The sequence below is a fragment of the Frankia sp. BMG5.23 genome (assembly GCF_000685765.2).
In the GTDB taxonomy this organism is placed as follows: Bacteria; Actinomycetota; Actinomycetes; order Frankiales; family Frankiaceae; genus Frankia; species Frankia casuarinae.
Window position 1 is genome coordinate 1 of record NZ_JDWE01000075.1, and the last position, 13,658, is coordinate 13,658.

Below are 13,658 nucleotides of genomic sequence, written 5' to 3' on the forward strand. Positions count from 1 at the left end.
CGCCGACGGCAGCCAGCCGATCGAGAACAGGGGCAGGCGGTAATACTGGTGCGGCGGGCATGGCACCTCGAGACGATCATGACGGTGTAGGAACCTCCATGATCTCCAGGAGCCGTGCCCGCACCCATGACGCCCCCGGCCTCGCGTCAGAAGCGCGCTACGCAACACCACTGGAAGCCCCACACAACGCCGAAAGTCTGCTTACCAGCAAACTTGCCGAGGCCCTGGTCCTGACCCGGCCCGATCCTGCCCCGGCCCGGCCCCGACCGGTGTGGCTCTGCCAGCTCTCCCGGTGCTCCAGCTCTCCCGGTGCTCCAGCTCCCCTGGCAATCAGGACCTACTGGCGATCAAGGCCTTTTCGTGATCTCTTCCTTCGCCTGCCGACAAGCGATACTCCGTAGGCAATGCGTTTTGCTGGGCAAATCCTGGACAGGTTCCCTGCTGTGGGGCCGGTTTATCCGCGTGAAGCCTGCTCACGGCGTGGGAACGCCCGATTCGTCATATGTGTGAGGTTCGCTTCTGGAGGAGCATTCGATGGCGAAGGCAGTCGGCATTGATCTGGGGACGACCAATTCGGTGATCGCCGCCTGGGAGGGTGGCGAGCCGAGGGTCATCCCGAACGCGGAGGGTGCGCGGACGACACCGTCGGTGGTGGCGTTCACCGAGAGCGGTGAACGCCTGGTCGGGCAGCTGGCGCGACGGCAGGCGATCCTGAACCCGAAGGGCACGATCTACTCGGCCAAGCGGTTCATCGGCCGCCGCTATGACGAGGTGACCGAGGAGGCCAAAGCGGTCGCCTTCGACGTCGTCCCGGGCCCGGAGGGCGCCGCCCGGTTCAGAATCCGGGACAAGCTCTACGCGCCGGAGGAGATCAGCGCGCTGGTGCTGCGCAAGCTGGCCGACGACGCTGGGCGGAACCTGGGCGAGAAGGTCACCGAAGCGGTCATCACGGTGCCGGCCTACTTCAACGACGCGCAGCGCACCGCGACGAAGGACGCCGGCCGGATCGCCGGCCTGAACGTGCTGCGGATCATCAACGAGCCGACCGCCGCCGCATTGGCGTACGGGCTGGACAAGAAGGGCCACGAGACCGTCCTGGTCTTCGATCTCGGCGGCGGCACGTTCGACGTGAGCATCCTCGACGTCGGCGACGGGGTGGTCGAGGTCCGGGCCACGGCCGGGGACAGCCACCTGGGCGGGGACGACTTCGACCGCCGGCTGGTCGACTACCTCGCCGACGGGTTCCACCGGGAACAGGGCATCGACCTGCGCCGGGACCCCCAGGCACTGCAACGGCTGTTCGAGGCCGCGGAGAAGGCCAAGGTCGAACTGAGCGCGGTCACCCAGACCCAGGTGAACCTGCCGTTCATCACCGCCGACGCCACCGGGCCGCGGCACCTGACCGCCACGGTCATGCGCTCCACCTTCGAACAGATCACCGCCGACCTGGTCGAACGGACCATGGGACCGGTCCGCCAGGCGATGGAGGACTCCAAGATCAGTGCCGACGACCTCGACGAGGTGATCCTCGTCGGCGGCGCCACCCGGATGCCCGCGGTGCAGGCACTGGTCCGGCGGCTGACCGGCGGCAAGGAACCGAACATGAGCGTCAACCCCGACGAGGTCGTCGCCCTGGGCGCGGCGATCCAGGCCGGGGTGCTCAAGGGCGAAGTCTCCGACGTGCTCCTGCTCGACGTCACCCCGCTCTCCCTCGGGGTGGAGACCCGCGGCGGCCTGATGACGAAAATCGTCGAACGCAACACCACGATCCCGGTGCGACGCTCCGAGGTGTTCTCCACCGCGGAGGACAACCAGCCGGCCGTGGACATCGTGGTACTGCAGGGCGAACGCGAACGCGCCGCCGACAACCGGGTACTCGGCCGCTTCCGCCTGGAAAACATCCGCCCGGCGCCCCGCGGCGAACCGCAGGTCGAGGTCACCTTCGACATCGACGCCAACGGCATCCTCAACGTCACCGCCCGCGACAAGGACACCGGAGCCCAGCAGTCGATCACGATCAGTGAGACCTCCAACCTCCCCAAGGAGGAGGTCGAACGGATGATCACCGAGGCGGAGCGTAACCGCACCACCGACCAGGCGCTACGCGCCGCAATCGACGCCCGCAACGAGCTGGACTCGGTCGCCTACCGCGTCGAACGGCTGCTGGCCGAACTCGGTGACGCCGCCCCGCCCCACGAGAAGGCCCGCGCCGACCTGCTGGTCGCCGACGCCCGCCAGGCCATCAAAGAGGAGGCTCCGGTGGACCGGGTCCGCGCCCTGACCTCGGATCTCCAACAGATCTACCACGGCCTGGCCGCCGCCCGAACCGGCCAGGCCGCCCCCACCGAGGGAACCGGCGGCAGCCCGACCGACACCGCCCCGGGCGGCCCACAGCCACCACCTGGCGGCGGCACCCCTGGCGGCGGCAGCCCTGACGGCGACGACGTGGTAGACGCCGAGTTCGACCGGGGCTGACCCATGCCAACCGAGACCGACCCATGATGGCGAACGACATGCCGCGCGAACAGCGCCCAGACCGGACCGGCCACGGCGCCGACCAGACCACCGACCAGACCGTGGACCGGAGTAGCGGAGAGGCCACCGCCCACGCCGGCCCCGTCGGCGCGGACGATCTCCCGACCGAGACGGTCCTGGACAGTGTGGCGCTCGCCATGCAGGTGGACAAGCTGACCGACCGGTGGCGGCGGGCCGCCGCCGACCTGGACAACCTGCGTAAACGGACCGTCCGGGAGCTGGAGCGGGATCGGGCGGCCGAACGGGCCCACGCGGCGGCCGCCTGGCTGCCGGTCCTCGACCATCTCGACCTCGCGCTCACCCACGCCGACGCCGACCCCACCTCGCTCGTGGCGGGTGTCCGGACGGTCCGGGACCAGGCCGTGGACGTGCTGGCCCGGCTCGGCTACCCGCGCCACGACGAGGTCGGGGTGCCGTTCGATCCGACCCGGCACGAGGCGCTGGCCGCCGTCGAGGAACCGAACGTCCCAGCCGGCACGGTGGTGGCCGTGATCCGCCCCGGCTACGGCGACACCGGACGGCAGCTACGCCCCGCCGGAGTCGCCGTCAGCCGCCCTCCGGGCGAACCGCCCGGCGGCGCCCGGCAACCAGGCGAGATCGGCCCGGACCCGGGCGGCACCGGCGGGCCCGCGGAGTGACCGGCCGTGGCCCAGGACTACTACCAGCTTCTCGGTGTCGGCCGGGGCGCGAGCGCCGAGGAGATCCAGCAGGCCTACCGCCGCCTCGCCCGCCGTTACCACCCCGACGTCAACCGCGGCCCGGAGGCGGAGGAGCGGTTCAAGGAGATCGGTGAGGCGTACCGCGTGCTGTCCGACCCGAAGACGCGGGCGCGCTACGACCGGTTCGGCGCGGACTTCCGGCGCATCCCCGAGGACTACGACGGACGGGTGACCGCCGGGCCGGACTTCGGCCAGGCCGGCCGGGGCTGGAGCCGCACCGGCCGGGTCCGGGCCGAACCGAGCTTCGGCGGCGCCGACTTCGCCGATGGCACCGACTTCGCAGACTTCGCCGACAGGGGTTTCGGACGCGCCGGCCCCGGTGGCGCGGGCCTCGGCGGGAGCATCTTCGGTGATCTGTTCGGGGCCCACGGCGCGACCGGGCCGATCCCCGGCGCCGACCAGGAAGCCGAGCTCGAGCTGACCGTCGAGGAGGCCTACCGGGGCGGGCGGCGTCAGATCACCCTCGCCGGCCCCGGCGGGAGCCCACGCAGCTACCAGGTCACCATCCCGCGGGGGGTGGTCGAAGGCCAGCGCGTCCGGCTGGCCGGCCAAGGCGGCCGCGGCAGCAGGCACGGCCAGCCCGGCGACCTCTACCTACACGTGAAGATCGCGCCGCATCCGTATTACCGGCTGTCCGGACGAGACATCAACGTCCCGCTGCCGGTCACCCCCTGGGAGGCCGCCCTGGGCGCCCGGGTCCCGGTCACCACCCCCGGCGGCGAGATCAAGGTGCGCGTCCCGGCAGGATCGTCCAGCGGCCGGCGGCTGCGCCTACGCGGCGCCGGCCTACCCAACCCCACCGGCCCGCCCGGCGACCTGCACGCCGAGGTGCGCGTGGCGGTGCCGCCGGCCCTGACCGCCCGGGAACGCGCGCTGTTCGAGCAGCTGGCCGCCGTCTCGGCCTTCGACCCGAGAACGTGAACTCGCCCGACACCGCGTGCCCCGAGGTACGGGGGTGCCCCGAGGTACGGAGGCCGCCCCGAGGTTATGTCCCGTCATCCCGGGAAGGTACCGTCACGTGGACGCCAAGCCGAACACCATTTGCCCGACCTGCCATGGTCGATGCCGCACGGTGTCTCATGTGGCGGGCTTCCGGGCCGGTCAGGTCCGGACCGTGCTGGTGATCGACCCCTGCCGCTGCTGCCACGACCGCGGTTACCTGGTCGGTTTCACCGCACCGGTGTGACCGGCGGCCAGGCCAACGGCGGCCTGAGCGGCGAGTGCCTCGTCGAGGAGACGATCGGCCGCGGTGTGGGGGTCGAGTCCGCCGGCGACGACCTCGTCGGCGAGCTGGTCGATCGCGGCTCCGGGCCGCAGGTCCCCGATCCGCTCCCGCAGCCGGGCGAAGGCGATCCGCGAGATCTCGTCGACCGCGCGCCGACGCCGTCGGCGCTGCAGCTGCCCCGTGCGCAGCAGCCAGTCCCGATGGGCCTCGATCGATTCGACGAGCTCGGCCACCCCCTGCCCGGTGGCGGCGACCGTCCGCACGACCTGCGGACGCCGGTCGTCCTCCCCGCGGCCGGCACCGCCCATCCGGAGCATGGCGGTGAGCTCGTTGACCGTCCGGTCCGCACCCGGCCGGTCGGCCTTGTTGACCACCAGCACGTCGGCGATCTCCAGAACGCCCGCCTTGGCGGCCTGGACGCCGTCCCCCATCCCTGGGGCGACCAGGACGAGCGTGGTGTCCGCCAGGGCGGCGATGTCCACCTCGGCCTGTCCCACCCCGACGGTCTCGATCAGGACGACGTCGAACCCGACGGCGTCGAGAACCCGCAGGGCCTGGGGCGTGGCGGTCGACAGGCCGCCGAGACTTCCGCGCGTCGCCAGCGAGCGGATGAAGACGCCCGGATCGGTGGCGTGCTCGACCATCCGGATCCGGTCGCCGAGCAGCGCGCCGCCGGTGAACGGGGACGAGGGGTCGACGGCCAGCACGCCGACCCGCCGGCCCGCAGCCCGATAGGCGCCCACCAGCGCGGAGGTGGAGGTGGACTTGCCGACCCCCGGCGCCCCGGTGAGGCCGATCACCTGCGCGCCCCCGGTGCGAGGCATCAGCAGCTGCTCGGTTCGCTGCAGGTACGGCGAACCGTCCTCGACCATGGAGATGAGCCTCGCCACCGCGCGGCGGTTGCCCGCGACGGCGGCGGTGACGAGTTCGGTCACCGACTCGATCGACGAGCCCACCCGGGTACCATCCCCAACCGTCACGGCCACCTCACTAATCGAGCTCACCAATCGAGCTCGGTGATCGAGCTCACTGATCGAGCTCACTGATCGAGCTTGTTGGCGGCCCGTACGACGTCGAGGATGCCCCGGATGATGGCGGTGAGCTCGTAGTCCTTGGGCGTGAACACCGCGGCCACCCCGAGTCGGGCGAGCTCGTCCGCGTCCGCCGCGGGGATGATGCCGCCCACGATGACGGGGATCTCACCCGCCCCGGCCGCCCCCAGCCCCGTCAGCACCTGGGGCACCAGGTCGAGATGGGAACCGGAGAGCACCGACAGCCCGACGACGTGCACGTCCTCCTCGACGGCCCCGGCCACGATCTGCGCCGGCGTCAGCCGGATCCCCTGGTAGACGACCTCGAAACCGGCGTCACGGGCCCGCAGCGCGATCTGCTCGGCGCCGTTGGAATGCCCGTCGAGACCGGGCTTACCGACCAGCATCTTCACCGGACGGCCCAGCTCGGACCCCGTGCGCGCCACCCGGGCCCGCAGCTCGTCGAGGGCGGCCCCGCCACCACCGGCGACGGTGGCCTCGCCGACCCCCGTCGGTGCCCGGTACTCCCCGAACACCTCCCGCAGCGTGTCCCCCCACTCCCCCGTCGTGACCCCGGCCCGGGCGCAGGCCAGCGTGGCGGGAACCAGGTTCGCGTCCGTCCCGGCCGCCGTCCGCAGGCCGAGCAGCGCCTCCGTCACCGCCCGGTCGTCGCGGGCGGCCCGCCAGGCCGCCAGCTCCGCGCGGGTCGCCTCCTCCAGCGCCGGATCGACCGTCTGGATCGCGGCGGAAAGATCGGCGAGCAGCGGATTCGGCTCGGTCTCGGTGAACCGGTTCACCCCGACGACAACATCCTCACCGCTCTCGATGCGAGCCCGCCGCGCCGCCTGGGACGTCACCAGCTGCGACTTCATATAGCCGCTCTCGACCGCGGCGACGGCGCCCCCCATCTCCTGAACCCGGTCGATCTCCGCCCTGGCCGCGGCCACGAGCTGATCGACCCGCTTCTCCACCACGACCGAACCGGCGAACAGATCGTCATACTCCAGCAGATCGGTCTCATGAGCGAGGATCTGCTGAATGCGCAGCGACCACTGCTGGTCCCACGGCCGGGGCAGGCCCAGCGCCTCGTTCCAGGCCGGCAGCTGCAACGCCCGACACCGCGCGTCCTTCGACAGGGTTACCCCCAGCGCCTCCAGCACAATTCGGATGATGTTGTTCTCCGGCTGGGCCTCGGTCAGCCCCAGCGAGTTGACCTGCACCCCGTACCGGAACCGGCGCTGCGCCGGCTCCCGAACCCCGTACCGGGAGGTCAGCAGCTCATCCCACAACGCCGTGAACGCCCGCATCTTGCACATCTCCTCCACGAAACGCTCTCCGGCGTTGACGAAGAAGGAGATCCGACCACACACCTCACCCATCCACTCCGAATCCGCCCGCTCCAGCTCCCCGCGGTCCGCGCCAGCCCGGACCGCGCCAGCCCGGCCCGCGTCAGCCCGGCCCACCGGGATCCCCCGCGCGGCGGCCACGGCATCGAGCACCGCGATCGCCGTGCACATGGAATAGGCCAGTTCCTGAACCGGCGTGGCCCCGGCCTCCTGCAGGTGATAACTGCAGATGTTGATCGGGTTCCAGCGGGGCAACTCGGCCACCGTGTAGGCGATCAGGTCGGTGATCAGGCGCAGCGACGGACCCGGCGGGAAGACATAGGTCCCCCGCGACAGATACTCCTTGATGATGTCGTTCTGGGTCGTCCCGGCCAGCTCCGCCGGATCGGCCCCCTGCTCCTCCGCGACCACCTGGTACAACGCCAGCAGCCACATCGCGGTGGCGTTGATCGTCATCGACGTGTTCATCCGCGCCAGCGGAATCCCGTCGAACAACCGCCGCATGTCACCGAGATGCGCGATCGGCACCCCTACCCTGCCCACCTCGCCACGGGCAAGGGCGTGATCGGGGTCATAGCCCGTCTGCGTGGGCAGATCGAACGCCACCGACAACCCGGTCTGCCCCTTGGCCAGATTGCGCCGATACAGCGCGTTACTCTCGGCCGGGCTCGAATGCCCGGCATAGGTGCGGATGATCCACGGACGGTCCCGCTTCGGCTCCGCCCGGCCCGCGCCCGCCATCTCAGCCTTCCGTCCGGGGTTCCGGCCGGCCAGGCTGCTCGCCGCCGCGTGCCTCGCCGTAGGCCCGCTTGGGCACCATGACCTTGCGGCGGTAGATGCAGACAAGGACGCCGTCCTGGTTGTAACCGCGGGTTTCGACGGTGACGATCCCGCGGTCGTCCTTGCTCTTCGACTCGACCTTGTCCAGGACGGTGGACTCGCCGTAGATCGTGTCACCGTGGAACACCGGCTTCACGTGCCGTAGCGACTCGACTTCCAGGTTGGCGATCGCCTTCCCGGATACGTCGGCCACCGACATTCCCAGCAGCAGGGAGTAAACGTAGTTCCCGACGACGACGTTCCGTTTGAACTGAGTGGTCTCCTCGGCGAAATGAGAGTCCAGGTGCAACGGATGATGGTTCATCGTGAGCAGGCAGAAGAGATGGTCGTCGTACTCGGTGACCGTCTTGCCCGGCCAGTGCTTGTAAACCGCACCTACCTCGAACTCCTCGAAGTAACGCCCGAACTGCATTTGGAACTCCCTCACCTGATCACAGCATACTCAACTCGTCAGAGACGCACCGGCCCCTCAGCCCGGAAGCTGGTACTCCTTCAGCAATGCCCGGCTGATGATGCGCTTCTGTACCTCGGAGGTCCCCTCTCCGATGAGCATGAAGGGGGCCTCCCGGTACAGGCGCTCGATCTCGTACTCCTTGGAGTAGCCGTAGCCGCCGTGGATCCGGAAAGCCTCGGTCGTCACCTCGTGGCAGTACTCGCTGGCAAGGTACTTGGCCATCCCGGCCTCGACGTCGTTGCGCTGCCCGTCGTCCTTCCTGCGGGCGGCGCTGACCATCATCAGATGCCCGGCCTCCACCTTGGTCGCCATCTCGGCGAGCTTGAACGCGATGGCCTGATGCTCCGCGATGGGCCGGCCGAACGTCCGCCGCTGCTGAGCGTAGGCGATACCCAGCTCAAACGCCCGGATCATGATCCCGCAGGCCCGCGCGGCGACGTTGACCCGGCCGACCTCCACGCCGTCCATCATCTGGTAGAAGCCCTGGCCCCGGCCGGCCTCGCCGCCGAGGATCGCCGACGCGGGCACCCGATGGTCGGCCAGCACCATCTCGGTGGTCTCGACCCCCTTGTACCCGAGTTTCTCCAGCTTTCCCGGGATGGTGATCCCGCCGTGTGTCCGGAACCCAGGTTCCTTCTCCAGGAGAAACGTCGTCATGTTCCGGTAGACCGACTGGGCACCCTCGTCGGTCTTGACCAGGGTGGCGACGACGCCGGCGCGGGCGCCGTTCGTCAGCCACATCTTCTGGCCGTTGAGCACGTATTCATCGCCGTCCCGGTCGGCCCGGGTGGTGATCGCGGAAACGTCGGAGCCACAGCCCGGTTCGCTCATCGAGAACGCCCCGCGGAGCTCGCCGGTGGCCATGACCGGGAGCAGCCGCCGTTTCTGCTCCTCCGAGCCGTGCTGGAGGATCAGGTAGGCGACGATGAAGTGGGTGTTGATGACCCCGGAGACACTCATCCAGCCGCGGGCGATCTCCTCCACGACGAGCGCGTAGGTCAGCAGGGACTCGCCGAGCCCGCCGTACTCCTCCGGGATGGTGATGCCGAACAGGCCCATCTCCTTCATCGCCTCGATGATGTCCTCGGGATACTCATCCCGATGCTCGAGGTCGTTCGCATGGGGAAGAATCTCCTTGTCGACGAAGGTCCGTACCGCCGCAAGGATGTCCCGCTGCACTTCGGTCAGACCGTCGGTCTGCGCGATCCTGCCCATGTTCCGCTCCTGTCGCTGCCCCCGATGCCTGAGGGGAGAGCAGAAACGCACTCAGGCAGCGGGATGGTTTCATCATGGCCACGCGCCGGGTGCCGGCGCGCCGATCCGCCCCGACTCGGACGGATTCAGCCGACCGGTGGTTCGAACTTCACCGTACGCTGCATCCCCGCGGCGCGGCCCTTGCCCGCGACGACCTCGGCCATCTTCCGGCTCGCCTCGTCGATCATCTCGTCGCCGAGCATCACCGCACCGGTCAGACCGCCCGCGGCCGAGGTGTGCCAGGCATAGGCCTCCAGGATCAGCTCGGCATGGTCATAGTCGGCCTGCCGGGGCGCGTAGATCTCGTTGGCCGCCTCGATCTGGCCCGGGTGCAGCACCCACTTGCCGTCGAACCCGAGCGCCGCGGACCTGCCCGCCACCGCCCGGAATCCGTCCACATCACGGATCTGCAGAAACGGCCCGTCGATCGCCTGCACCCCGCGGGCGCGCGCGGCCTCGAGAATCTTGAACAGCACGTAGTGAAATGGGTCACCCGGATAGTCCGGACTGAGTGCTCCCACCACCAGCGACGGCATGTTCACCGACGCCATGAAATCCGCCGGGCCGAAGATGATCGTCTCGATCCGCGGGCTCGCGAACGCGATCTCCTTGACGTTCGACAGCCCCAGCGCATTCTCGATCTGCGCCTCGATCCCGATCCGGCCCACCTCGAACCCCATGACCTTCTCGATCTGGGTGAGCAGCAGGTCCAGCCACGCCACCTGCTCCGCCGACTGCACCTTCGGCAGCATCACGCAGTCCAGGTTCGCCCCCGCGCCCTCCACTACCTCGATCACGTCGCGGTAGGTCCAGCGCGTGGTCAGGTCGTTGACCCGCACCACCCGGGTCTTCCCCGCCCAGGCGCCCTCGTTCAGCGCCGCGACCACGTTCGCCCGCGCCGACTCCTTCGCGCCAGGAGCGACCGAGTCCTCCAGGTCACAGAACACCTGATCGGCCGGCAACCCCTGGGCCTTGCCCAGCATCTTCGGCGACGAGCCGGGAACGGCCAGACACGACCGGCGCGAACGCAGCGACACCACTACCCCACATCTCTCACAGGCCGGATTTCGATGAACGGACGAACACCCGGCGGACAGGGACATCGACGCGGAACCGAGGCTTCGTCCTCCGTCCGCGCGACCCCCGCACCCCCATACCAAGGGTCTCCACCTGTCGCAACCGCCCGATCACAGGAATCGCCCGGTAGCCCGATATTAGCCCATCCGATAATCTTGAATTGTGCATCTAGGTTTTATCACAGTCCCCCGCACCGGGCATCCGATTCACACTCACCATACGCACCACATTCGTCACTCTATGTAGAGTACCGGTAAGGTGCCGGATCGGTCGGCGCGGTGCCTCGGGTGCCGTCCACGGGACGGATCCGCTCCGGTCGGATCAGTCGACCTGGCGCTCGTGGCCCTCCCAGTACGGGGCGCGCAGCTTGAACTTCTGCAGCTTGCCGGTGGCGGTGCGGGCAAGCTGGTCGCGGAACTCCACCGAGGTGGGCGCCTTGTAGGAGGCGAGCCGCTCCTTGCAGTGCTTGATCAGCTCCGCCTCGGTCGCCGTCCGGCCCTCGGCGAGCACGACCAGCGCTTTGATCGCCTCACCCCACTTCTCGTCGGGCACGCCGATCACCGCGACCTCGGCCACTGCCGGGTGGCCGAACAGGCAGTCCTCGACCTGGATCGACGAGACGTTCTCACCGCCGGTAATGATCACATCCTTCTTGCGGTCACTGATCGTCAGGTAGCCCTCGTCGTCGATCACGCCGCCGTCACCGGTGTGGAACCAGCCGCCCGCCAGGGCCCCGGCCGACTCCTGCGGCCGCTCCCAGTAGCCCGCCAAGATCACGTTGGAGCGAGCCAGCACCTCACCGGAGTCTGAGAGCTTGAGCGTGACACCCAGAGCGGGCGCACCCGCACGGACGAGCTTGCCCGCGCGATCCTCGGGCGGCAGGTCGTCCCACTCCACGCGGGAACGGTTGATCGTGAGCAGCGGCGAGGTCTCGGTGAGGCCGTAAATCTGGATGAACTCCCAGCCGAGCTCCTCCTCGACCCGTTGGACCGTCTTGGTGGGCGGCGGAGCACCCGCGCAGATGACCCGCACGCGGTCGCGGCCGGGGACCTCGCCGTCCCAGTCCCGGACGGCGTCGAGCACGGCGTTGACCACAGCCGGCGCGGCGCACATCACGGTGACGCCGTGCTGCTCCACGCGGCGCAGGATCTCCGGGCCGTCGATCTTGCGCAGCACCACCTGCTGGACGCCGAGACCGGTCATGCCGAACGGCATGCCCCAGCCATTGGCGTGGAACATCGGCAGCGTGTGCAGGTAGACGTCGCGATCGGTGACACCGGCGTGCAGCGCGAAGGTGACCGCGTTGACCCAGATGTTGCGGTGGGTGATCTGCACGCCCTTGGGGCGCGCGGTCGTACCGCTGGTGTAGTTGACCGTGGCGGTGGCGTTCTCATCCGGCTCCCACGGCGTGGGCTCGGCGTCGAAGCGGTAGAGCTCGGCGTCACTCTCGGCGCCCAGCACGAACTTCTGCTTCGCGGTCACGCCGGAGAGCTTCTCCTCCAGCTCGGGGTCGATGAGCAGCACCTCGGAGCCGGAGTGCTCGACGATGTAGCTGACCTCCTCCGGCGAGAGACGGAAGTTCACCGGGACGAGCACCCGGCCGTACCCGCTGACACCGAAGAACGACGCGAGCAGGCGGGCACTGTTATGCGACACGATCGCGACGCGCTCACCGTGGCCCACGCCTAAGGCGTCCAGGCCCGCCGCCTGCGCACGGGCGGTCTCACCCAGGCGGGCGTAGGTCAGGTCCGGCCACGGCTGGGCGGGCTGGTCCGGTTCGTCCACGACACCGACACGTCTGCCATACACCGTGACCGCTCGATCAAGGAAATCACGTGCGCCGAAAGGCACCAACATCGCTGGCCTCCAGGGGTCTGTGGGGGGTGCTGTCGAACCTCACCTGTCGAATCGAGTGTGATCCAAAGTGTAGGCACGGTAAACGGCGAGGGTTTGTACGCCGGTGACAGGCGCTTGCACCCACACGCCACACGACGTCGACGCGGGCCTGGTCAGGCCGCCGCCGTTGCTGTCGAACCGCTCGCGGTGTGGCTACGCCGGGTGGTTCGTGAGAAACAGGTTCGTTGGGAACAACTGTTTGCCATGTTCGCCTAGGCAGCCTTGCGTGTTTCAGGCGGCGCAGTTGTCCGGACAAGCCGCGCGAGCATTGTGCTGGACAGGCCCGGTGCGCCCGCGCACCGGGCCGTCCGCGAGCACTACATCGACAACCTGCTACGGCCGAGAGCTGTCCCCGACCGGTAGCCAACCGCACCCGTGTGAGTGTCTCACCCGAACCTTGGCAGGCATGGCGAGCTGACCCCCCATGTACGGACCCGGAAGAAGTCCCCGAAGATCAACGGTTTCGTGAACGCTTGCGCACGTTGAGGTAGGCTCGCTTGCAAACGCTGTAGGGCCGGGCGCCTGACGGATTGGCCGCCTGGTGGATTGGCCGCCTGATGGGTTCCGGCGGGAGGTCGGGCGCTGAGGAGGAATCCGGGATGGGCGGCAGCATCGAGGAGGTGGCCGCGTTGGCGGGCGTCTCCACGGCGACGGTGTCGCGGGCGTTGCGTGGACTACCCTACGTCGCCGAAAGCACCCGACGACGGGTGCGGGAGGCTGCCGCGCAGCTGGAGTACGTGGCGTCGCCGCAGGCGTCCCGGCTGGCCAGCGGGCACACGCGCACGATCGGGGTGATCGCGGATCTGACCGGCTGGGTTTTCCTCCAGGTCCTCAGGGGGGCCGAGGCGGTGCTGCGGGAGGCCGGGCTGGATCTGTTGCTGTACAACCCCGGGGACGACTCGGGCCCCTTCGATGCGCTGCCGCTGCGTAAGCGGGTCGATGCGGTACTCGTCCCGTGTCCACCTCTCACGCTGATGGAGATGCGCTCCCTACAAGCGCTTAACATACCAGGTGTTCTGGTCGGCGCGAGCGTGCCCGGTTTCCCCAGCGTGCGGGTCGATGACGTCGGCGGTGCCCGTACGGCGGTGCAGCACCTGATCAATCTGGGTCATCGGCGGATCGGGCTGATCTCGGGTGAGGCGGCCGGGGACGGATCAGATAATCGCGAGACGGCGCTTTCCACCGCTTCCGCGGATCGGCGGCGCGGGTATCGCGAGGCTCTCGCGGCTGCCGGTATCGAATGTGACCCGGGGTTGGAGGCGGTCGGGGGTTTTACCTGGC

General features: G+C 69.3%; 10 protein-coding genes. 4 read left to right on the top strand and 6 right to left on the bottom strand.

All coding sequences use genetic code 11. The features are described from left to right. The first annotated feature begins 534 nt into the window (after window positions 1-534). From dnaK to BMG523DRAFT_RS20180, 3 genes are read left to right on the top strand one after another with little or no spacing between them, the layout of a single operon-like run. Window positions 535-2,475, top strand: a complete 1,941-nt coding sequence (gene dnaK, locus BMG523DRAFT_RS20170) for a molecular chaperone DnaK (protein WP_023841434.1) — start codon at window positions 535-537, stop codon at window positions 2,473-2,475. 38 nt (window positions 2,476-2,513) lie between these two features. Continuing rightward, window positions 2,514-3,173 (top strand): nucleotide exchange factor GrpE, encoded by a 660-nt coding sequence (locus BMG523DRAFT_RS20175; protein WP_108913568.1) that lies wholly within the window; start codon window positions 2,514-2,516, stop codon window positions 3,171-3,173. Window positions 3,174-3,179: 6 nt separating this feature from the next. Beyond that, window positions 3,180-4,175 (top strand): DnaJ C-terminal domain-containing protein, encoded by a 996-nt coding sequence (locus tag BMG523DRAFT_RS20180; protein WP_043591989.1) that lies wholly within the window; start codon window positions 3,180-3,182, stop codon window positions 4,173-4,175. A gap of 234 nt (window positions 4,176-4,409) precedes the next feature. Here the strand turns inward: BMG523DRAFT_RS20180 and meaB are convergent, their stop codons facing one another. From meaB to BMG523DRAFT_RS20210, 6 genes are all read right to left on the bottom strand, one after another. Then, window positions 4,410-5,459 (bottom strand): methylmalonyl Co-A mutase-associated GTPase MeaB, encoded by a 1,050-nt coding sequence (gene meaB / locus BMG523DRAFT_RS20185; protein ID WP_232235153.1) that lies wholly within the window; start codon window positions 5,457-5,459, stop codon window positions 4,410-4,412. 59 nt (window positions 5,460-5,518) lie between these two features. After that, the gene (locus BMG523DRAFT_RS20190; protein ID WP_043591990.1) at window positions 5,519-7,597 is read right to left on the bottom strand and encodes a protein meaA; all 2,079 of its coding nucleotides are present in this window, start codon (window positions 7,595-7,597) and stop codon (window positions 5,519-5,521) included. Window position 7,598: 1 nt separating this feature from the next. Further along, the gene (locus BMG523DRAFT_RS20195; protein ID WP_011436585.1) at window positions 7,599-8,108 is read right to left on the bottom strand and encodes a MaoC family dehydratase; all 510 of its coding nucleotides are present in this window, start codon (window positions 8,106-8,108) and stop codon (window positions 7,599-7,601) included. A 57-nt stretch (window positions 8,109-8,165) separates the two neighbouring features. Next, entirely contained in the window at window positions 8,166-9,365 is a 1,200-nt protein-coding gene (locus BMG523DRAFT_RS20200) for an acyl-CoA dehydrogenase family protein (protein WP_011436584.1), read from the bottom strand. A 125-nt stretch (window positions 9,366-9,490) separates the two neighbouring features. Beyond that, window positions 9,491-10,441, bottom strand: a complete 951-nt coding sequence (locus tag BMG523DRAFT_RS20205; protein ID WP_035912474.1) for a CoA ester lyase — start codon at window positions 10,439-10,441, stop codon at window positions 9,491-9,493. A 361-nt stretch (window positions 10,442-10,802) separates the two neighbouring features. Beyond that, entirely contained in the window at window positions 10,803-12,338 is a 1,536-nt protein-coding gene (locus tag BMG523DRAFT_RS20210) for an AMP-binding protein (protein ID WP_043591992.1), read from the bottom strand. A gap of 638 nt (window positions 12,339-12,976) precedes the next feature. On the opposite strand from BMG523DRAFT_RS20210, the gene BMG523DRAFT_RS20215 reads away from it, so the two are divergent. After that, on the top strand, window positions 12,977-13,658 hold a 682-nt coding region (locus BMG523DRAFT_RS20215), incomplete at its 3' end, for a LacI family DNA-binding transcriptional regulator (protein ID WP_035958657.1).